The 21,203-nt window shown below is 36.9% G+C and carries 18 protein-coding genes and 1 pseudogene; 2 read left to right on the top strand and 17 right to left on the bottom strand.

The window, feature by feature from the left end:
• From QOX35_RS08680 to QOX35_RS08615, 14 genes and pseudogenes are all read right to left on the bottom strand, one after another.
• Positions 1 to 175 (bottom strand): annotated as a pseudogene (locus QOX35_RS08680) (helix-turn-helix domain-containing protein); the annotation flags it as partial.
• Between the two features lie 120 nt (positions 176 to 295).
• Entirely contained in the window at positions 296 to 634 is a 339-nt protein-coding gene (locus QOX35_RS08675) for an RteC domain-containing protein (RefSeq protein WP_006844213.1), read from the bottom strand.
• Positions 635 to 672: 38 nt separating this feature from the next.
• Entirely contained in the window at positions 673 to 918 is a 246-nt protein-coding gene (locus tag QOX35_RS08670; RefSeq protein WP_183308905.1) for a hypothetical protein, read from the bottom strand.
• Between the two features lie 329 nt (positions 919 to 1,247).
• Positions 1,248 to 1,799: a dihydrofolate reductase family protein gene (locus QOX35_RS08665; RefSeq protein WP_006844214.1), complete on the bottom strand. Its 552-nt coding sequence runs from the start codon at positions 1,797 to 1,799 to the stop codon at positions 1,248 to 1,250.
• A gap of 556 nt (positions 1,800 to 2,355) precedes the next feature.
• On the bottom strand, positions 2,356 to 2,799 hold the full coding sequence (locus QOX35_RS08660) for a hypothetical protein (RefSeq protein ID WP_026625771.1): 444 nt from the start codon (positions 2,797 to 2,799) through the stop codon (positions 2,356 to 2,358).
• A gap of 520 nt (positions 2,800 to 3,319) precedes the next feature.
• The gene (locus tag QOX35_RS08655) at positions 3,320 to 7,435 is read right to left on the bottom strand and encodes a T9SS type A sorting domain-containing protein (RefSeq protein WP_246348129.1); all 4,116 of its coding nucleotides are present in this window, start codon (positions 7,433 to 7,435) and stop codon (positions 3,320 to 3,322) included.
• Positions 7,436 to 7,452: 17 nt separating this feature from the next.
• Complete coding sequence (locus tag QOX35_RS08650) at positions 7,453 to 7,998, bottom strand: hypothetical protein (protein WP_183308904.1); 546 nt, start codon at positions 7,996 to 7,998, stop codon at positions 7,453 to 7,455.
• Positions 7,999 to 8,050: 52 nt separating this feature from the next.
• Complete coding sequence (locus QOX35_RS08645) at positions 8,051 to 8,995, bottom strand: fimbrial protein (RefSeq protein WP_183308903.1); 945 nt, start codon at positions 8,993 to 8,995, stop codon at positions 8,051 to 8,053.
• A 6-nt stretch (positions 8,996 to 9,001) separates the two neighbouring features.
• A complete protein-coding gene (locus QOX35_RS08640; RefSeq protein WP_183308902.1) occupies positions 9,002 to 10,312 on the bottom strand; it encodes a fimbrial protein in 1,311 nt (436 codons plus the stop codon).
• 36 nt (positions 10,313 to 10,348) lie between these two features.
• Complete coding sequence (locus QOX35_RS08635) at positions 10,349 to 11,329, bottom strand: FimB/Mfa2 family fimbrial subunit (protein WP_026625775.1); 981 nt, start codon at positions 11,327 to 11,329, stop codon at positions 10,349 to 10,351.
• A 93-nt stretch (positions 11,330 to 11,422) separates the two neighbouring features.
• Positions 11,423 to 13,078, bottom strand: a complete 1,656-nt coding sequence (locus QOX35_RS08630; RefSeq protein ID WP_026625776.1) for an Mfa1 family fimbria major subunit — start codon at positions 13,076 to 13,078, stop codon at positions 11,423 to 11,425.
• A 79-nt stretch (positions 13,079 to 13,157) separates the two neighbouring features.
• Entirely contained in the window at positions 13,158 to 14,624 is a 1,467-nt protein-coding gene (locus tag QOX35_RS08625) for an OmpA family protein (protein ID WP_183308901.1), read from the bottom strand.
• Positions 14,625 to 14,630: 6 nt separating this feature from the next.
• A complete protein-coding gene (locus QOX35_RS08620; protein ID WP_026625778.1) occupies positions 14,631 to 15,218 on the bottom strand; it encodes a DUF3575 domain-containing protein in 588 nt (195 codons plus the stop codon).
• 361 nt (positions 15,219 to 15,579) lie between these two features.
• On the bottom strand, positions 15,580 to 16,584 hold the full coding sequence (locus QOX35_RS08615) for a tyrosine-type recombinase/integrase (RefSeq protein ID WP_026625779.1): 1,005 nt from the start codon (positions 16,582 to 16,584) through the stop codon (positions 15,580 to 15,582).
• A 922-nt stretch (positions 16,585 to 17,506) separates the two neighbouring features.
• Here QOX35_RS08615 and QOX35_RS08610 point away from each other — a divergent pair.
• Positions 17,507 to 18,535, top strand: coding sequence for a TQO small subunit DoxD (locus QOX35_RS08610; protein WP_026625781.1), 1,029 nt, complete (start codon positions 17,507 to 17,509; stop codon positions 18,533 to 18,535).
• A 54-nt stretch (positions 18,536 to 18,589) separates the two neighbouring features.
• On the opposite strand, the gene QOX35_RS08605 is transcribed toward QOX35_RS08610, so the two are convergent.
• From QOX35_RS08605 to QOX35_RS08595, 3 genes are read right to left on the bottom strand one after another with little or no spacing between them, the layout of a single operon-like run.
• A complete protein-coding gene (locus QOX35_RS08605) occupies positions 18,590 to 18,958 on the bottom strand; it encodes a NifB/NifX family molybdenum-iron cluster-binding protein (RefSeq protein WP_026625782.1) in 369 nt (122 codons plus the stop codon).
• The gene (locus QOX35_RS08600; protein ID WP_026625783.1) at positions 18,955 to 19,281 is read right to left on the bottom strand and encodes a NifB/NifX family molybdenum-iron cluster-binding protein; all 327 of its coding nucleotides are present in this window, start codon (positions 19,279 to 19,281) and stop codon (positions 18,955 to 18,957) included. The genes QOX35_RS08605 and QOX35_RS08600 overlap by 4 nt, the downstream gene beginning before the upstream one ends.
• Positions 19,282 to 19,683 carry a DUF134 domain-containing protein gene (locus QOX35_RS08595; RefSeq protein WP_026625784.1) on the bottom strand — a complete coding sequence of 134 codons (402 nt, stop codon included), beginning with the start codon at positions 19,681 to 19,683 and terminating at the stop codon, positions 19,282 to 19,284. It abuts the gene before it with no gap.
• 191 nt (positions 19,684 to 19,874) lie between these two features.
• Between QOX35_RS08595 and QOX35_RS08590 the strand changes: the two genes are divergently transcribed.
• A complete protein-coding gene (locus tag QOX35_RS08590; RefSeq protein ID WP_026625785.1) occupies positions 19,875 to 21,185 on the top strand; it encodes a TolC family protein in 1,311 nt (436 codons plus the stop codon).
• Positions 21,186 to 21,203 lie beyond the last annotated feature (18 nt).

Raw genomic sequence — 21,203 nt, 5'->3', positions numbered from 1 at the left:
GTTTGCTTACGTTCAGCATTTGGCACAGGTCTTGATTGTCTAAAAGCCGTTCGCCGTTCAGTACGTTATGTCGTCCGCTCATTATATCCATAAATTTATCCAATCGGTCGAAACGTCCCATAAATTGTTCGAACCACGCCTGCATAAAATCTTTTAGGTTGTTATCGTCGTTCATCTACTTGCTTGTTTTAATTTCTTCTGCAAGTTTAGCGGAAACGAAAACAATAAAAGTGGTATCTACCACCGCAGATACCACCATTTAGTTTGTAACATATTGATTATTAAACTTAGTGTTTTACTTATAGAATTTGTCTACTTCATTCTTATAAACGGCAAGCAGTCGCTCTAACATAGAGGAAGGATTTTTTTTACGTTCCATTGTGCGAGTTTTGCGGCTGTAAATATTTTTTGGAATCTTGACATTGAAAATAAGCTTCAGGCCTTGTATGATTTCAGAAAAACTGATTAGTTTACCGGATGCTTTACGAATCAGTTTAATATTATAAATCGCTATTGCCAGTTCTATTAGATCTGTGATTGTCCCTCCCCAGATATAATAGCCGGAGGAAGAAGGCTCTGTTGTGTTATTTGTATCGGAAGAAACAGGTTTTGGATTATACTCTATCCATTGCAAAGCAGCATTAAGGAAGGATAAACTATGGGCTATGCAACTTAGAATTGGAGCATTTTTTTTCCCGCCCCCTTATCGCTTAATGATATCTGGAATCCTTCCAATTCTAAGCGGGTATAATGTATTGTAAAATAAGCAGGAATACTTTCTTTCTCTGAGGTACAAAGAGTCGTGACTTTATGTACGAAGTCTTCATACGCTGATTCAATATCATATTTGCCAAGATTGAATGTTCCATCCATTTTCTTCAGCAGGCATAATAACTGTGTGTTTATTAATCTTTTCATATCACTCTTTTTTTTAGATTATTATTAAAAGCAAACAGGTGGCAATACCATATTTACTCAGCTTTCTGTTTCTTATTCGACGATAGCTTTCTTTCTCTGAAAATTATAAGTGCTATATCATGCTATAAACCTGCTTATTTTTTAGGCTAACCGTTTTCAATCACTATCATATAGACTTATTATGTCCAAAGTTTTATAAAGAGATAATAGCATAAATAATCATATGTAACAGCTATTATCTTGTATACTTTATAAAATATTGGCCTATGAATAATTTTAGAGTATTTTGTATATCCCAAGGAAGTTCGATATTTATCTCATATTCTACATTATTTAATGTTCCTCTGATACTTAAGACGTATTACACCATTCGGGTAAGCTTGTTGTGATGATAACTCCCAATAGTTTTCTTTCGCATTTCCCATGGACAAGGGAAAACCATGCCCCAGAGTTACCGGAATTATTATAAGGGTAAATTCATCTATCAATTCCTGTTCTGAAAATTCGGCAATTAATTCATGATCTCCTGCAAGCCAGATATCACCGCCCCCATAGGAAATGATCTCCTGTACCTGGTTCATATAGGATCTGGATGATTTCCTGTTATCAAGGATAATACGGATATCCCTTTTCGGTGGGGCTTCAAAAAAATGCCTGGATATAACATAGCAAGGAAGATTTTCGTATTTCCAACGATAATTATAACATTGAATCATCGTATAATGGCGATGACTGAAAAGAACACAATCAATTGTTCGAAGAAAATCTTTGAATCCATAATCATATTGCTTTATGTACTTTTCCGAGAAATCTATATCCCCGTTTACTTGAGCTATATAGCCATCAAGAGATATGACTGCATACATCTTTATCTTACTCATATTTTAGGTCTCTCTATTTTAATAATGTGTGTCATCAATAATATTCTCTAGATAATATGTAATTCCCTATTTGTCGTATTGATTGGAATAAGAGAAATTCTTGACTCTATATAGATATAATATTTAACTTCCCAAATTTCATTTGACTGGTCAAGCCAGATCCTCTGAGACAAGTGTCAGCCTGTTAAGAAAAGGTCATTAGCACATCTCTTTTTATCGTTTATTTATAGGAGCGGCTCGGCTCCACATTTCTTTCAATACCAATATGATATTCCTTTTCTTTTGTCCAATACGTTATATAATCAATACTATATCTTACCCCGGAGTGATGGGTCCGGACTTTAATTTCATGGTCTCCGCATAAATCCTGCTGTTTCTGTAAATCTGTTATTAATTCGCTTATTTTCATGTTTTTATTTTTAGAAAAAGATAAGTCTTAAATATTTGCAGACTGATAACGTCCGATAGAAATAGAATCGATAAGATCGTATCCGTTGAGAAAAAGTCCATGATCAATTCCTGATATTATCTATATTTTTTCTCTCAGCTATATATATTAGTATCTACGCAATTTCACATCCGGATTCTTGGCCATTTTTCCTGTCAGCATCCAGTATAATATCTGTCTGTCCTTCTTAAAGCGATAGAAGCCCAATGTGCAGAAACTGTCAAATGAAGGAGTATCAGTTCCCCTGGAGATCTCATAATCCACAGCAAAAGTAATCCGGGATAAAATATTGTCTATATAAAAACATCCACCTCCGGGTTCTTTATTTAATCCTTCGAGATAGGCTAGAACCTCTCTCTCTACTTTGTCGGATACTTCAGGTTCGAAAAGTGTAAAACATGTCAGTATATCTTTCTCCAGTCGATATATACAATAAATATCCCCAAAAGGGGAATCACTTAATCCGTAAACTAAACCTTCCTGAGGGTTATAAGTCCCTTTAATTATCTGGTTCTGTAAGTTTCTTATTATCCGCTTAGCGTATCGTTCCATGTATTAGATATGTTTAATTTTTATATTGTATACTCCTTTATATATCCTTTACTTATATGTACATTCAATTTCCTGTGCAGGTAGAAAACAAAGAAGAAATAAATAGAATAATGAGGATATCTATACTTATTATTGTCAATATGCCTGCAATTTTTACCCAATCGTATCTTTTGAAAAACCTTTTAATCATTTAAGTTATTTTTTCATTATTTCTTCTTATTCCATTCTCTTAAACACTTTACTCTAAGATCATATATTACAAACATATGGTTAGAAATTATTCATTACACCTTATGTTCATTTTATCGGTATAATTTATAAACCGCGCGAAATATCACATCTCACGCGGATCATCCTTAACACAAACTTTACATAACTACCTATCTCAATCGGTAGCATATTTTAATTTTATTTGACTGTTTTTTCTTAAAAAAACCGCGCGAAATATCGCATCTCACACGGTTCACAAACTTTACAAAACTACACTACTGCCAATACTAATCGGCAGCATTTTTATTTTCTATCTTAATAAAACACGGTCTGTTTTGTTGATAGAATTGTTCTCTCCAAGAACTTTCACTATGTAAATCCCTTGTCTAATTGATGGGCTACCAGAAAACTCAGTAATTCCGTTTTTTCGAACTTGTTTTTTCATAACAAGTTTACCCATCAAATCGTAAACTATAGCTGTACAATCTTCCTCGCTTTGATTATTTATCGTTATAATATTATTTCTTACGTAAATATTTATTAAGGAAGATTCTGTCTTGTCCTCAATAATACCTGAAGTAGATGCCATTATTTTGAATCGATCAGATTTTGAAGTATTAAATCCTGCGATTACATATTCCGCATCGTTTACAACAGGATAATTTCGTCCGGTAAATAAATCTCTAAGGAAAAGATTACGGGATTCAACTTCAGGGGATACCGACAGACTGATTGAATAATTTGTCATAGCTTCGGATCTGATACTGATTACAGTTCCATTCATATCTGGAACTGTGGCTATCTGATAGTCAGACTGGTCACTTCCCGGAATATATGCTTGAATAAGTTCCCCTTCTTTTATCTTGTAACCGTCCCAGCCGTTATCAAATCCTGTAGTTGTATTATGATTCTCGAAAAGCCACACTCTATCAGCCGATTCATTACTAATCACATCTACTATAACATGTGGTAACTCTGATGATGAACTACTTCTGAGCTGTGCCGATTTCCATGGTTTTATTGTAGATTCATTCAAGTCATTTTTTACCAGTTGGTCATATTTAAGTGTAATATTACCAGGAGTTGTTACATCCAACATAAATGTATGCATGGATAATATCCTGTCCGGTATTCCAGCTTGTCCGGCAAGATTGAATGGAACAGCCTGATATTGTCCTGCCGCAATTCCGTCTGCACTTCCTCCGTTAAGCTTGCGCCATTGGTCTCGGGTTCCGATATTAAACAGATAAACGGTATTCGATTCTAGTTCCACACTTTCATGACTGATAGCCGCAGATGTTATGGGTATGGCTGCTGTAAATGAATTAGCAATGAGATTCATCCCCGAATAGTCTACATTAAGTGTCCGGGTAACACCCACAGTTGCATCACCGACATTGAGTATACCAGGAAAACGATATATATGAGTCGGCTCAGCGTTGGTATTATTTGTAATTTCATAACCTTTGAAAGCTTTTAAGCTTAGATCCGGAGTATATGGAGCCGGACGCCATTTATTGCTATAAATATAAGGCTCAACCCACTCGTTTATAGTTTCAACTTTCGGATCCAAGTAAGGAAAATCTGTGGATTGTACCGGAATACCAAAATATTGCCATTGTTTTTTATAAAATCCGCAAGTCGCGCATTCATAAGCTTTATTATAAAATTCGACAATGGCATTTACTGTTGTATTATTGGGAGGATTCGTGAATATTAACGTTCCCGTAGCCTTATCTGGATCTGATTTTATAACGATAGTACCCTTATTGGAATTGTCGTCTTTTACAGTACCATTGATAGTTAGCTGATTTTGAGTAGTGATAACTAAATCTACATTCGAATTATTAATCAGATCACCTATAATACGGTCTTTGTCTAGATATAAATCTCTTTGAGCCGGATTATTACTATTATTAACAGCAGTCGCAAATTCAATGTCTTCTCCAGTATCAGGCACTTTCTTAGCTGTCCAGTTATTGGCTATTGCCCAATTGGTACTTTCTGTTCCATGCCAATAATTACTGCAATATTGGTCCACAATAATTATAAACTCCCAGTAACAGGTTATATACATTCCTGGAGGAATAGCATAATAAATAGAAGATTCACCAAAAGTTCCTACAGGGAAACCTGTCGCTGAAGTATATTGTATAGCATCGTCAGTGGGAGTTACAATACCAGTTGCGACATCTTTATTGACTTTACTATAAAATTTTGAGCCTTTGGGAAAATTGGGTGAAACATCTGTAAAGGGAATAGTTCCCCCAGCAGACAACCCACAATATTTAAACTTTCTGCGAGTATAATAATCAGGATCTTCTCCCTCCGGGACCGTACAACTTGTAGCTAAGTAATCAGTTGCATCTATATTGAAGTTTACAGGTTCATATATAGGCTGTCCATCGCAGGATCCATCTTTTATAAATCCAGTAATAAATTTATTATTTGTAAATGATACTCCAGAGGTCACTCCTGTTCCAGTAGTAGTCCCATCTACAGAAACCGTTATACAAGATGCGTTGTTGAGAATAAAGCAATCATTCGTAACTTTCAATCGATAGGTTAACTTAGCTAATACTTCGTCTTTATCTACAGGCAAAGGAATATTACCTATATTCCATATAATGGAGCCGGTTCCTCCGAGAGCCGGATCATAGGTTACTGTCCCCGACATAGAAGGATTACCTTGCCAAAAATATTCAGCGTAAGAACTCATATAAGTGGTTGTGAATGGAACAGGTATAATAATCTTACCATTCTTTACTGCTTCTGTTCCCAAGTTCTTAAGAAATACAGTATATTCAATCTCATCGTTAGGATATACGGTTGTCGATGATTCTCCCGGGACGTATGGAATATCATTTACAGATATCACATTATTCTCACTTTGTACTTCCGGTATATAAGCATCCACTGCCATAGCAATACAGAAAATAATATATGTATCTTGTGTAGAGTTATACTCAAAACGAGTGGAAGTCTGATTATTACTCATCAAAGATTTATCATCATTATTGAGTGTAAACATAGAAATGTCTAATCCCGTGTTGTTTTTTAAATTAGGATTACGTGCATTTCCCCCTGTATATATTGATGAATTAAAGAAGTTATTTGTTGTATTGTCTCCATGGGAGAGATTGACCCAATTACTATTGGCTGCATTTCTTATCTTAAACTGGTCTCCAGAAATACCAACATCTCCTTCGCCAGCCATTAATCCTAATTTTACATCCACAGGACCCTGCTGAACAGTGTTAAAACCGGAAACCGGTAGTTCATATGTATAATTCCCTCCTGCGACATAAGCATGACCGTCAAAAAGAGTTACATCGCGCCATTTCATCTTGGAGTTTTCATAAACTACGACCAATCCCCAACCACCATAAAATCCGGTTCCACCTCCGTTACCTTCCTGTAAAGCAATATCAGCTACAAAATATTCACCTAATCCATTTGCCTTAACATAATCAGTTACCTCTGCATAAGCTGAATACATGTATCCGTCGTCTGCCATTGGATAATAGATATCGTTGGCGTTCGCTGTAACGGTCTGATAGCTTCCTCCGGCTTTTTTCAGTTTTACCTGTCGCTTATTCAATAATTTTGCACCGGATGTTACACTTGCTAGGTAATTGTTATTAATATTGTTATTTGTTCTACTTTTTCTCAATGAATTGAGAAAAATAGTCTGGCTGCCGGAACTTATGCCGTAAGGAGTATTAAAGGTAAAGGAATAGTTGTTACTAGACGTACTTGTCAAATCTCCAGAGAGTGCAGTTTCTGTTCCGTTACCGATCTGAACTGTTACTGAACCTTGATAGGAGTTTCCCGAGTTCCAGGAACGGAAGCGAAAAACAACTGTATTTCCTCCCCCGGAAGGAGTAAAAGTATAGATCGCAATACGACCATCTGATGTGCCTGAACCCTGAGATTCATCGGTGGCAGTGATAGACAAGAAATAGCCGTTAAAACTATCAGCATTAGATTGATCTTCAGTTGAACCTCCGATTGTAAACGCATTAGGGCTTGTACCATTATGTGCCCTGCCCGTCCAGTAGAGTCCTGCATATATAATATTAGAACAATTCGGATCTGCCACACCACCTTCTGTAGAAAAAGTAAGGGTGGCTGAAGATGAGTTTAAAGTATTAGGGTCACCATCTACATCTACATAGTCCATATTAGCATTATTACTGCCATTATCACTATAATTTCGTAACGTGAGATTCGTATTACCTATCATTGTAAAGTCTCCCTTGATATTATATACTTTTGTATCAGGACTGTAAGTTGATGTTCGCTGAGTGAATGGGACTCTCACCTGTGCCCCTATATCCTGGAAGGAAGAAGTTATCCCTATAAATAGAAATAATAGAATCCATTTCCAGCCCACTCTATTTTTATGATGATATAGTTTTTTCATATTCTTCATTTTTTCGTTTACTGAGGAATACATAATTGGTAGAAGACTTGTATATATTCTTCTGTTTCTACAGTATTATTAATCACTGCTTCCGAAACTTTAACGTTCAGACATTCCTCGTTTTCATTATCGTCGCAGACAGGATATTCATAAACAAAAAGGATATATTCTAATGAGGTGAAAGCTTCTAAGCGGGAACAGTCTATTTCCATCCGTTCATCATCAGTGGATTGCAAACGTATCTGAATAAGCTCTACTGAAGAGAACTCCTTTCTTTTACTATAAAGAGAGGATATGTCATTTGCATCCACATATAACACTAAAGGGGCGGAGTTGCCATACATCGCACACTTTCCATCTGTAAGATAAACATCTGGCTTTAGCCCTGTAATCAATGATCTCAATTTAATATCTGTAGTGCTTTTAAGTGGCTCTGCGGCATTTATTGTATTATGAATACTTGAGAGAAGGTCTGTAAAAAGAAAACAAGTAAGAACTAAAAATATTCTTAACTTGCATGTACTGTATGTACTTTTAAGTATCATGTCTATATCAAATTTCATATTCGTTTTGTTTATCACATTTATTGTGAATATTTAATTCTATAACTTCCGTCTAAATCTCCACATCGTACACATACCAGTTATTGCGCTCTATTTTTGCTGGCAGTTGCAATTTGTAGGTCTCGTCCCCAAATTCGGGTGGCGGCAGGAATCCCCCGTCAAAATAAGGCAAACTAAGATCTATGCTTGTTCCTGCATTATCCCGTTCGTTGAGGTAAGTTATCAGGGTTAGGTTTGTTACTTTCCCATTGCCATCAAGGGTATAGGATGTTATAGCATCGTTCCAGTTTATCCAAGCGAGTGAGCTGACCAGATTATCGGTTTTCAATATCTGTTTCAGTACATAGGTGTTCTTATCGAAATCGATAAGCCTGTATTTATATTGTGTAGTGCCTTCCCCAGACAGTGGTTTTCCCTGATGCTTTGCTGTCAAACTTATGTTGAGCTGTACTTTTGCAATAGCCCGAATCAGGGGAATACTGCTAAGCTGGTAATTCGAATTAAAATTGTGTGTCTTATTGCCCGACATCAAGATAGGAGTCGTTAGTGTCGTAGACCAAGGCGTGCTGTTTGACTGTAAAACCGATTGTAACCCTGTTACGGTAGAGACTCCATCAAGTGATGTTTTTATTCCGGTACAGTTGGCTACAACATATACATCTCTGCTACCAGCTTCTGCCTGTGTAAGGTTGAGTAATACTTTGTTATCTGTATTGTTCCATGAACCGCCGGAAAAACTAGCCGATGGTATGTAATAAGATTTAAATGTCTGTGCCCCTGATGTAGGAAATAAAAACACATACAGGTTATCAATTGTCTGTTCAGTGGCAGAGCCATTGTCAGTAGCTGCTTTCAGACTCCCTTTAACGAAACTGTTTATTTGAAAAGAGAGTATTATTTTTTCATTATCCGTACTGCCTGCCACAGGGTTGTCATCACCTGAACAACCGGTGAACAGCAGACTTAAGAAGCCTATTATGTATATATATATTTTCATATTCTTTTATTTACTGAATGTCTTCACCAGAATCCCATTGTAATATACTTCCAGATAATTCCCGGATTGAGGAATATTTGTCAGTGTATAATCCTCTTTGTCAGTAGGGCTTGTCTTTATAAATTCTTTAGTCAATGCAGCGTCTGAGAAAGTACATCCGTTTATAGCTTTCAGCGTAACATGATGCGGATCACAAACTTCTATCGTATTACTGATCATTACATTCCCGTCATTGTCAACGTTCACATTATACCCGTAACCCATGTAAGTTGCACTTTTTTTAACTGTCCATGGATCGATGGTATAAATGATTTCTATCGTTTGCAATTTTTTGATAACATAGTAGTAATGCCTGTTTCTGTAGATGTTATAGTCGGGCTTATCCGTATTTTGACCGGTGGCAAAGGCCAGATAATCCGTGTCGGTGATGGTGCGGTCGTCTGTAATGACAGGTATGTCGTAGAATTTTCCGTCAAGGGTTTCAATCCTGAAGTAGTTGACCGGTTTATGATCTGATACTGACCAGACAGGATTTGTATTCATCATCATGGCTTCCGGCATATAGTACAGATATGAATTACCCACTTTTTTTAACAGCTTATCTTCATAATACCCTATAGTTGCAGGATACATATCAGGTATGAGCCCGAACTGACGATATGCATTTTTATAATAAATGTTCTTGACACCGGAACCTATAGATGCCCCCTCTATTACGACTTCGAGTTTGGCGACAGCACGGATTAACTTCACCCGGTTTTCTTCTGTCCCGTTCACAACAGGTCGGAAAGGCTTCGGCTGGTAGATGTTTCCGCCTTCACTTACTGTTTGGTTCAGATATGTTCTGGACATCGGAAAGCCCTTACTTTCTGCGGCTGAAAGATACAGGTCTGTTTCCATATCGCGGAAAGCAGACATGTAACTGTCCATCAATGACTTTGTGGCTATCATCTTCAATGCTGCCATCGGCATATTGGCCACAAAATAAAAATCACGTTGTCCTGTGGTCAACTTTAAGGTAAAGGTTTTTTCCTTATCTGTAAAGGGTATTGCTTCATCGAAATATTCAGAGATCTTTTCTCCGGTCGATGAATCGAAGACCAGCAAGGCCAGATCGTGTACGCGATCTTCATAATCTGCTGCATCTTCATTGATTGTTTCCGTATCGGCTGCCTGCACCCTGGTTACAGATAAGTATACCTCCTGTCCTTTGGTTGTCTTGTCTGTTTCATCCTGATTTTCATAGATAAAAGAGTCACAAGCCACAAGCAGAACCGGCAGACAGAGTAAGAGTATATATCGTATTTTTAATATCATAATCGTTTGGATTATTCAAGCCCGGCAGGCTTAAATTTATAAATCAGTGCTATAGCTATGAACAAGCCAGTTGTTCACATAAATGGCGCAACTGAAGTGAGTCCAGCACTCGGCACAATAATCCTTGATCAGGAATTTGATTGTAAAGTCATTTTCACAGTCGAGGTTTACACCCTTGTCTACAGCCCTTAACAGGATGCTGGCAATCAGGTCACCGTCAAAGACGGTTTCTTCCTTATCGTTTCCTGTATAGGTAATATTCAGTTTGTTGCTGTAGCCGGTAGTAAGGTCCAGCATGGCATAATTCCATTCACCTGTATTTCCTTCCAGTTTGGTCTCTATCGACGGATAGGTCAGTACCGGAGTATTCATAGGCATCGTACCGTTTATACGTACCGTACCATTGGCTGAAGAAACATCCACATTGAGTTTTGTAGGATCATATTCTTTCATGGTTACCTTATCAAACTCAATAATAATTTTGATCCTGTTGGTTAGCTCTTTTAAATTTATAGCAGTATGTTTATATAACGAGCCGTATTCTTCCGGATTGGGTAAAAAAACGACTGGGCTTTCACCATGCCATATATGTTCTGTAGAAGTAAGAGTGGTCGCTATATTATTTGTTGAGTTAATAGTCATCATCACATCCTCTTTTGTGGTTACCCCGGGAGAAAATGTGTTCTTGTTGAATTTATCATTTATCCCTGCCCATGCTATAAAGGAATAGTTCCCATTGGAGACTGGTACAAGCACTTCAAAGTCACGGCTCAGGTTTACGTTTTGCTGTTGTATTGTAGTTGAAAGTTTGCCTTCCTGGTCGAATGCAAATACGGTAAGTGAGGACACGTTCCCGATAAACAGGGAATCGTCCGCACATGGGGTCTTGGAGTAGAATTTTACATAAACACCCTGAGGGCAATCTTTCAGGTCATCGTAGATAAGGGAATCGCAACCCCAGAAAAGAGCCCCTGTCGCGAACAATACCATTATTATCCAGATTCGTAAATTCTTCATCCCTTGTACTTTTTATTAATTTAATGTTTGATTTGAATAATCGGTAGGGAAATACGGCTCCCTACCGAAGTTATTGTTTTTTATTTTTGAGGATTAAATCCCCGGAGATACAGAATACGAGTGAAGCGTCCAAGGAAGAACTTTCACATCCACGCTCATCCACGTTTCAGGAGTAGTTAACGGATCAGTCGGTTTAATCGGATTCTCCGGTTCTTCGTATCCCGGCACACTTGGTTTCGGATCCGGATTTAGAGGTAGGTTCGTTCCCGGATTAGAAGGGTCTTCAGAACCTTTAGGATTATTCGGATCTTCAGGAAATAACGGGTTCCAGTTTGTTCCCAGATTTCTGAATCCTGTAATGTGGATATGGTATACGTTATTTCTTATAACCGGAGAATTATACCATGCCGGAACTTCATCTGGATTTACCCATGCATAATACAGAACTTTACCTTTTACGTATCTGGCGACTTTTTGATTTGCGGCACCGCCTTTAGCTGTATTCTGTGCATTTTCCGCGGTAGTATAAAACTTACCGTTTTCACCCACGAAGAAGTCGTTATTTGGAGTATACGTTTCACCGTCTGCAAATGCTGCAGCCGCAGGTGTGAATTTAGCACGGATAAGCACATAGGCTGTATTCCCTTTTTTATAGCTGGAAGTAGCACCTGCAGCATAAGCGTGTGTGTTTGGCAGGATAAATTTACCTGACAGTTCGGCATTCAACTCTGCAGTTACTTGTCCGTAAGGATCGGTTGCATAGTCAGTCATTGTTTTAACGGCAGTTCCTCCGAACTGGTTAGCAGAGTCATAGTTTTCAAACAAACCCGAATAATCGTATCTAGAAGAGCTACCTGTAATATCGGTTCCCCAAAAGTCAGCATCTGAAACGGGAACCCATGAATAGCTAGGTGTAACCCAATCTGCTTTGCGTTGGATAAACAATGAACTTTCACCTTGTGCCAGTACCCAGTTGATATCGGATATTACACCCAGGGGTGAACCTCCCGCTGAAGGCACGGTGTAGCTCAAAGCCTGAGTCGAAACCATAACCCGGGCGACAGCTCTTTCCACTTCCAGGCTAACACGGTTTTTAGGTGAGGTTGTAGCCAACGTTTCGGTATCTGTTACATTGGCTTCCACATTTATTGTTTTAGGCTCAACATTGGTCATGACGATTGTTTCATCTGTCGTCCCATTTTTGACTGCTAGTTTATCCGCAGAAGTATTGGTAAATGTTTGGGCACCCGAGTTAGCCAGATACAACGCCGCCTGGGTGTAAGCATTTTCAAACTCAGCCACCGGCGTTTTAGCCAACGCATTTACTACTTCTGTTGTTCCGTTTACCAGAACATATACTTTCTTGGCTCCGGCTGTAGTCTTAATTGCAGCATTTTGTGTTTTAGGAACCAGTGTTATGTCACTACCGTTTATGATTTTTTCATAATCTTTCCCTGAGCCACTGGCACCGACTTCAAGTGATTTTGAGGTAACCGATGATCCGTCTATGAGATAAACAGCTACAGTTTTTATATCGTCTTTTCCAGCCCATTCCCCGATATTGTTGTAATCTTCAGGCAGAGCTTTTGTTGCCCTCAACCCTGAATTCTGGGACATCTTCAAGGTAACACTCACATTCGTGTTACCTTCTTTTTCTCCGCCCGATGATATATCATCGTCATTGCTACATGCTGTCAATCCCAAACTTAATGCGATTGCAGCAGTTAAAAATAATTTGGTTACTTTCATTTTTTTATCGATTAAAAATTAAAAATCTATTTTTGTTTGTTTTGTGAATAATGCGGTTTATCAGTATTGTATATTATTTTTATTTGAGGATTCTATTAATAATTTCCAGATTGGCACTTGCATCTTTATCTCCGTTATCTGCTGATTTATTGAAATACCCTAAAGCTTTTTCCATATCACCTTTTAATATATAAGCCACACCAAGATTATTCCACACAGTCGGTTTCTCTTCTATTCTTTTTAGCCGTTCAATGGCTGTGTCATAATTTTTGCTTTCAATATCTGCGGCTGCGGAATTAATAATAGCAATTTCGCTCTCAGGGTATAATCTGACTGCGATATCAAAGACGTCACGAAACTCTTTGCTGTTCGATGGGTAACTTTCTGCCACCAGGTACATTTCGTTTAGGCTGAGAAGTTTTGGATTTTTCTTTATCACTTCTCTGGCTTCTTCCACATTAAAGGCACGTACCACGTAGGCTACTGTATATTCTGTACGTCTCAATAGAGGATAATAATTATTAAGCAGTGTTTTGTAGGTATCTCCGTTTGAAAGTTTCAACAGTTCAATATCCCGCACATCGGGATTCTGAACCTTGTCAATTATATTCAGAATATTTTGTTTGTCTGCCAGGAATGAAACAGAAATGGCTTTACGCAGACCTTCCCAGTCTTCTCCTTTGCCTTCAACCGTAAATTTGTCGTGCGAGACACCAAATTTGGAGACCAGGTAATGAGCAAAGGAATTAGCCCTGTTTTGCGCCAGTATGCGGTTATGTTCAAAGCTGCCTTCGGGAGAGGCATATCCGGCAATGGTGAATTCGGTTATTTCAAGATCTTGGTTATCTCTTATATCCCCAATAACCCTGTCTACTTCATCAAATTGAACTCTATTATTCCTGTAATCCCTTAACAGTTCATAGCGATCAACATGATAGTTGAAAGTCGCCGTGTGACGGTCACTGCGTGCTTTCACAGGTTCCACTTCCGGGATGATAAATGTCAATTTGTAAGATGCCGGATCTCGCTTTGGCAAAATATTTTGAACGATTAATTGCCTGTCTGACTCATCATAACAGTTAGCGCATCCGGATACAGCTTTTTGAACTGTAAGCGAGGCATTATCCATCCATTGTCTATAAGCCACGGATGTATTATAATTTACTGACTGGGATGTGTTGTTTTTACGTTTTAAGATGGTCTGTGGTTCTGTTTCAAAAGGGAGTTGATCACCGTTTCCCAGAATCTGTTTACGGTTAATAATTTTATTACGCAGAGTTCCGGTTATAACTACTGGTGCAAGTGATAATATCTCTCCATTAGGTTCATTTGATTTAAGAACAGGAGTTAAAATAACCATTTCATTTCGTTTAACGATCATCCCATCCAAATCAAAAATCATCGAAATAGATATATGATTACTTTCCTTACTGATATGCTCGGAAGAAACCTTAAAATCTCCTGATTGTATCATCTGGGAACGAAGAGGTATTATAAAGCCTAAGAAGATTACGATCAGTATTGCTTTCATTATATTATTGTTCATTGTGTCCTATTTTATTATGTAAATAAATGAGAGTTCAGCTTTTGTCACACCCCAATAATTATAATTACCTTCATCCTGCTTAGTTCCGCAATCTTTGCATGGGTATTCATTATAATGAATGCGGGCATATCCCGCTCCGATATTGAACTCGAAGTTCCAACGATTACTCAACACCCATTGATAGCCATAACTAAGGCCTCCACCATAGAGATAACCTTCATAGCGTTTATCTTTAAAGACATCCAGTCTACCGATAGGAATATCCCACCCTCCTACATTAAATTGTGCACCATGTGCGTGCACTCCAAGAAAATGTCCGTTAAAGGTTTCACAGAACCACCAACGATATTCCGGTTGGACGAGCCAATGCTTGAACCTCTTATTATCTGAGAATTCAAAAGGATTGAAACCTCCGCTGATTTCAAGTGTACTCTTTTTGCCCAAAGCAAACTCCATCCCCAAATTAGGTGTTGTAGTAGCCCAATAAGCCAGATTAGTCTTTATTGCAACCTCTTGGCTCCGAGCTTGCTGGTTACAAAAAATAAAGATTAAAATGACGACGTAGACCTTGTTTAATTGATTGCTGAAATTCATCTTTAAGTTCAATTGTTAAAGTGTTTTACAGCAAGAAGTCTCTTTCTTTGTGGGAAAGAGACTTCTTAATCTTAATTGTGTATTCTGTTTATAGTGAAGTTTTACATTCAGAGAATATAAAACTTATAAATTTGTCTAAGAATGTGTTATATTATTTTATTACCTTATTGTCAGGCAAAATTGAGTGTGGAAAAATGTAAGCTATGATCAAAATATAGTTTCATATACTACAATCCAATATAGAAATAATTGATATTTAATAAATATCGACAATAATTATTGAATCTTAAAAAAATATAATTATCTTTGCTGCAAATATTTAAGACACAGTTGGAAAACTCTTTCCCACAAAGAAAGAGTCTTATGGGACTACCGAAGTGCAAAAGTCTTTTTGATATTTTCCTTTTCTTTTCTTATCCAATCGAACAAAACGATTCAACATATCATTTACTTCCCGATCTACTTTTGTCGTTGAAATAGACGATAAATATATTTGTGTTGTTCTTATTGATGTATGCCCCATGCATTGGCTAATAATCTCAACCGATTTTCCGGCTTCCAGCATTAATGTGGCCCAACTATGCCGCATAACATAAGTAGTTAATTTACCCGGGAGATGAAGCATTTGACCAATAATTAAAGCATGCCGATTGATTCGTCTTAATGCCGATTTCTCACATAATACAGTTTTATTATTTTTTTCTCTAAGAAAAGGAAAGATATACAAATTATTGTTTTTTTTATATCGTAACATAATTTCTTGTGCCTCTTTTGGAACAGTCAAACGAATAGACTGTCCGGTTTTACTTCGGCGGTATTCAATTTGCCAGAAATCGTTAATCATATCCCAGCTGAGGTTATATATGTCATGAAAGACCATCCCCCGGCAATATAGACTCACTAATAATATATCTAAGGATTCTCTTTGACTATCGGTTAGAGATGAACCTAATTCCGGATTTAGCAGTTTCGACAACATTTTTACGGAAAGTGCTCTTTTAGGCGTTAATCCTTTCTTCACATACAATCCAATAAATGGATTTATAATATTAAGATCGGCATATTCTTTGGTCTTAATTGTAGCGTTAAATAAGGAGCGGAGTCCTCTAAAATAGAAATCTACAGTTTGGGGTTTATCCGGATGTCTTTCATGTAGCCATTCAATATATGATTCAACCCACCCTTTGTTTAGCTCATCTAGAGAAAAAGATTCGCTTTGTTTCCCAAGATACAGATTTAATTTATTAATAAAGCTCACATAGTTCGCAACCGTGTGATATCGACCACTCAGCTTTTTCATTTCGAGGGTTTTCCGAAAAGCTATTAACACCGAATTCTTATTTAAAAGAATTTTCTTTTTTTTCATATAAATAATATTTTACAATTTTAGACATACAAAGATTAGCAATTATCGTATTCTCTAAAACAAACATTTAACTCAAATTATATCGTAGGATATATATAAGTAATGCCTTATTGAATCAAAAAGAAAGTGATAATATATTTGTAGTGATCTCAGAATAGATAAATATCCTTACTTATCATAAGATTAGGTCATATATGAAAGAAGCATCTTTAACTTATAGAAAAAATAATGAGGTAACTATTGATAATTACTAATTAGGATTTATGGGATAGAATAAAATAACTAAGGATAGACATTTGTTTATAAATGGCAGACAGTCATATTCTAAATATACATTCAAATTATAATTTTCAAAGCTATATAGGAGACACTCCGAAGTAATTAAAGAGGAATACGGAATCTTAAAATAAACAAAATAAACAAACATTGTTGCTTCGTCTTTGTTTTACTTTCTATTTGTACAAGTTTTCGAGTTGATGTATAAAAGTATTATCACATATTTGGCTCTATTGCCATTGGCAATCCTCATAAGCCTTTCTTGCCCACTTAAACAGGAAGTTAGATTATTATTGGACATTCCGGTGAATACATCTGCTCAAACTGACAATTACAAATCTTCCAAAGTATGCCTAGCTGTATTAACTAAGGATAAAGAATCGCAAAAAAGAAAACAATATTTTAATATTAAAGTTCAATTTTTACGAAAAGATTCAGATAGTCCCTCTTCTGATTCAAACACTTCAGTCATTTCCCACATTGGCTATTTCAACCTTAGTAGATACAAAGAGGTTCCTATTTTTCTCCTCTTTCGAAAGTTAATTATTTAAATCCCGAAAATATGTTTTAAAATTACCAATAAAATGAAATTTATTTTATTGGGTTTCTCATTTATTCGAGTATTTAACAATTAAACAACTTTCTTATGCAAAAGAATCATAAAGAATTATCTCAACTATATAGTCTTTCAGGGACTTTCACGCTAGCACTACGATTGGTTGTCGGGTGGACTTACTTCTCTGCTTTTTGGCGACGATTGATTCTTGAAAACAAGTTAAATCCCGACGTTTCGGGATATATCGGAGAAAAATTTAACCACTTCCTGCCAAATGCTCTAGGAATAAAACCTATGATAGAATATCTAGTATCTAATCCCGATACTCTTTGGTGGGCGATGGTTATCTTTACTATTATAGAAGCAATTGTCGGACTGTTCATTATGCTCGGGCTAATGACCCGGCTAATGAGCGTTGGAGTATTGGCTTTAGCAACAGGTATTTTACTTGGCTCGGGTTGGTTGGGAACAACATGTCTGGATGAGTGGCAAATCGGAATATTGGGTATATCCACAGGATTTGCACTGTTTTTCACTGGTGGAGGGAAATATTCAATTGATAATTGTTTACTCAAAAAGATGCCGGAGTCTAGACTAAAGTTGTTTTCTTGGATTGGATCTGGGTCCCTTCCTTTAAATATGAAAACAATACAACGAATAGCAATTTCGGGAACAATCGTTATATTCTTTATGACCTTGTTCACAAACCAATATTTTCATAATGGAGTATGGGGGAATCTTCACAACAAGTCGGTTAAACCCATTGTAGAGATATCAGATGCTAGCTTGACAAACAAGGGATTATCCTTTACGATATTCAGGGTAGAAGGAGCAGATGTATACGGTTCTTTCCTGATTGGCATTGAACTGAAGGATAAAGAGGGTAATATTGTTATTAATAAAAGTGGATCAGAATTATCGATGTTTCCCGAGACGAACATCAGCAATTATTACGTTGCAAAAGTTACTCCGGGAAAACACAGTTTGGTAATACCTTTAGGTAGCAAAGCCGTATTGACTATAGATGATGAGCGTCTTCATGCCTTAGAAAAGGGTGAATACAAACTGACCCTTACTGATATTAGCGGAATAACATGGTCTCAACTAATTATTTACTGATAAAAAGTGTTAGTCTGCTTATCGGCAGACTAACACTTTCTTTGCATCCTTGTATCAGTGATGTTCACACTGATGGCCTTCCTCATGATGATTACACCCCTCTCCCGAATCAGTCACTTTACCGTCTAAGAAGTCATTGATTAGCCCTGTTACATTTCCGGAACATCCACGATATACTTTTATCCCATGTTTTGTTAGGATATTTAATGCGCCTGTTCCCATATTACCGGCAAGCATAATTGTTACATCCTTGTCTTGTAGGACCGAGGCGATATTACTTTTGCAGCCACATCCCTGAGGAGAAGCTAACGTCTCGGTACTTTCTATATTTTTATTCTCTCCGATGGTAAATATAGAATAGGATTCACAATGTCCGAAATGATTATCAACAGCATTCGCTCTTGTTGGTATTGCAATTTTCATAACTTTTGATTTTTTAATTGATTGATAATTTCACTTACTATTTTTGTTCTCTGTGGAATGATTATCTGGATGTTTTTTTCTCTTAATAAAACAGTCGTTATAGTACCAAAACGACCTGATAGGACAGTATCAACATTTAGTTCAAGTAAGAAATTTATAGTTTTTATTCCCGCATTCTGTTTTCCCGCCCCTGCTATATTCTCGATAAATATCACCTCTTCTGTATCCGCATTATACAAACAGAAGCATTGGCTTCGTCCAAAGTTTTCCGAAACCGGCTGATCCAAATCGTCTTTTTTATCTGTTGAAATCGCAATAATCATTTACTCAAATTTATTTAATGTAATCTCTTTACTCTTGCAAAGGGGACAGCTCTTTCCACCTATATTTTTTAGAGTAAATATAATTTCGCATTTATCACACGTGTACCATTCTGCAATCAAGCTATCTCCTCCCTCATAAGTAATCGGTAAGCCTTCAATGAATGCCCGTGCAATTTTAGATCGAACACTTTCATAAATACGGGTAAATGTAGGGCGTGAGATATTCATTAATTCTGCCGCTTCTGCTTGAGTCAAATGTTCATAGTCACATAACTTGAGAGCCTCGTATTCTTCAATATTTATCATGACTTTACTACGTTTTTCGTTAAGTACTCCGAATGGCTTGAATCCTCCAAAACAAGGAGCCATCTGGACTAGTCTCTTTTTCTTTATTCGAGCCATAAATATTATTTGATTGCGGTTTTAAAACATTCAAAGATAATATTATTATGAACATATGTTCGTAATAATGCAATAAATAATATTTTACTATATTTTCCTGTGGAAATTTGTTTCTTTGGAAAATATTATTTTCCTTTGCTGTATATTTCCAATGGAAAATAAAATAAACGATAATAAAGAACATGATAAAAATGAAAAGAGCGATAATTATTACATTAAGTGTGATTTGGCTTGGCTTCTCTATCCAGGCGCAAAATTCACCATACATCACCGTTGATAAAGCTGTAGAAATAGCAGTGAAAAATAACAGTAATGTGAAAATGTCCGATTTAGATGGCAAAGTAGCGAATGCAAATTATCATCAAACAGATGCCGTATTCCTTCCTCAAATTACGGTAGGGTATACTGCTTTAAGTACCAATAATCCATTGAATGCATTTGGCTTTTTGCTACAACAAGAATCTGTTACAGCTATGGATTTCGATCCTGCCAAGCTAAACAATCCGGGAGCCAGCCAAAATTACAGTACGCAGGTAGAGGCTAAGCTACCATTGCTGAATATGGACATGATTTATGCACGGAAAGGGGCAAAAGCTAACGAAGAAGTCTATAGACATAAGGTCGAACGAACTAAAGAATATATTGAGTTTGAAGTGCGAAAAGCATATACTCAATTACAAATGTCGTATCAGGCTCGAAACATTCTTCAAAAATCATTAGATGATGTGAAACAAATACATCAATCAGTTTCCAATTTTTATAATCAAGGATTAGTTCAAAAATCGGATGTGTTGAATGCTCAGGTACAGGTGAATACGATTGAGGCAGCCCTGGCAAAAGCTGAAAGTAATATACATAATGCTTCCGACGGGCTACGGCTTTTGATGGGACAGGATGCTAACGATGAAGTGTATACAACAGATTCCTTGTCCCAACAGATGAGCCTGTATCAAGCCGCTGAACTTTCATCTTTTCGTTCCGATATAATGGCGTTAAACAAGGCTGTGAATGCAACTGATATGATGGTAAAATCGTCACAAATGGCATTCCTGCCACGTATCAATGCTTTCGGTTCGTATGGACTGAATGATTCTAAAGCCTTCAAATTCCGTAATGATTCTTATTTGGTAGGTATAAATCTAAGCTGGACAATATTTTCCGGCAATCAGAATCGGAGTAAGATGAAGTCTGCACAATTTCAACGTGATAAAATGCAAGAAGAGCTCAATCTGCACATCAAAAAAGAAGAACTGGAGCTAAATAAAACTAAGCGAGATCTGACCGATTTGCAAATAGAGATAAACAAGCAAAATACAAGTGTAGGGCAAGCCGACGAAGCCTTACGTATTCTAACCAATCGCCATCATGAAGGTTTAGCCAGCACCACTGACCTGTTGATGGCTCAAGCGCAACTTTCGCAACAGAAACTCCTGCTATCACAGTCCATCATGTCATATAATATCACAGAGGCATACCTCAATTTTTTATCAAAGACGAAATAATAAACAAAACCTATAAAT

Origin of the sequence: Dysgonomonas sp. Marseille-Q5470 (assembly GCF_951230145.1) — a bacterium.
In the GTDB taxonomy this organism is placed as follows: domain Bacteria; phylum Bacteroidota; class Bacteroidia; order Bacteroidales; family Dysgonomonadaceae; genus Dysgonomonas.
The sequence above is the reverse complement of the archived record's forward strand: the minus strand, read 5'-3'. Positions and strand labels throughout refer to the sequence as shown.

Excerpts from the sequence above, each read along its gene's own strand:
- QOX35_RS08670 (WP_183308905.1), bottom strand. The coding sequence starts at position 918 with ATGAAAAGATTAATAAACACACAGTTATTATGCCTGCTGAAGAAAATG.
- QOX35_RS08665 (WP_006844214.1), bottom strand. The coding sequence starts at position 1,799 with ATGAGTAAGATAAAGATGTATGCAGTCATATCTCTTGATGGCTATATA.
- QOX35_RS08660 (WP_026625771.1), bottom strand. The coding sequence starts at position 2,799 with ATGGAACGATACGCTAAGCGGATAATAAGAAACTTACAGAACCAGATA.
- QOX35_RS08655 (WP_246348129.1), bottom strand. The coding sequence starts at position 7,435 with ATGAAAAAACTATATCATCATAAAAATAGAGTGGGCTGGAAATGGATT.
- QOX35_RS08650 (WP_183308904.1), bottom strand. The coding sequence starts at position 7,998 with ATGAAATTTGATATAGACATGATACTTAAAAGTACATACAGTACATGC.
- QOX35_RS08645 (WP_183308903.1), bottom strand. The coding sequence starts at position 8,995 with ATGAAAATATATATATACATAATAGGCTTCTTAAGTCTGCTGTTCACC.
- QOX35_RS08640 (WP_183308902.1), bottom strand. The coding sequence starts at position 10,312 with ATGATATTAAAAATACGATATATACTCTTACTCTGTCTGCCGGTTCTG.
- QOX35_RS08635 (WP_026625775.1), bottom strand. The coding sequence starts at position 11,329 with ATGAAGAATTTACGAATCTGGATAATAATGGTATTGTTCGCGACAGGG.
- QOX35_RS08630 (WP_026625776.1), bottom strand. The coding sequence starts at position 13,078 with ATGAAAGTAACCAAATTATTTTTAACTGCTGCAATCGCATTAAGTTTG.
- QOX35_RS08625 (WP_183308901.1), bottom strand. The coding sequence starts at position 14,624 with ATGAACAATAATATAATGAAAGCAATACTGATCGTAATCTTCTTAGGC.
- QOX35_RS08620 (WP_026625778.1), bottom strand. The coding sequence starts at position 15,218 with ATGAATTTCAGCAATCAATTAAACAAGGTCTACGTCGTCATTTTAATC.
- QOX35_RS08615 (WP_026625779.1), bottom strand. The coding sequence starts at position 16,584 with ATGAAAAAAAAGAAAATTCTTTTAAATAAGAATTCGGTGTTAATAGCT.
- QOX35_RS08610 (WP_026625781.1), top strand. The coding sequence starts at position 17,507 with ATGCAAAAGAATCATAAAGAATTATCTCAACTATATAGTCTTTCAGGG.
- QOX35_RS08605 (WP_026625782.1), bottom strand. The coding sequence starts at position 18,958 with ATGAAAATTGCAATACCAACAAGAGCGAATGCTGTTGATAATCATTTC.
- QOX35_RS08600 (WP_026625783.1), bottom strand. The coding sequence starts at position 19,281 with ATGATTATTGCGATTTCAACAGATAAAAAAGACGATTTGGATCAGCCG.
- QOX35_RS08595 (WP_026625784.1), bottom strand. The coding sequence starts at position 19,683 with ATGGCTCGAATAAAGAAAAAGAGACTAGTCCAGATGGCTCCTTGTTTT.
- QOX35_RS08590 (WP_026625785.1), top strand. The coding sequence starts at position 19,875 with ATGAAAAGAGCGATAATTATTACATTAAGTGTGATTTGGCTTGGCTTC.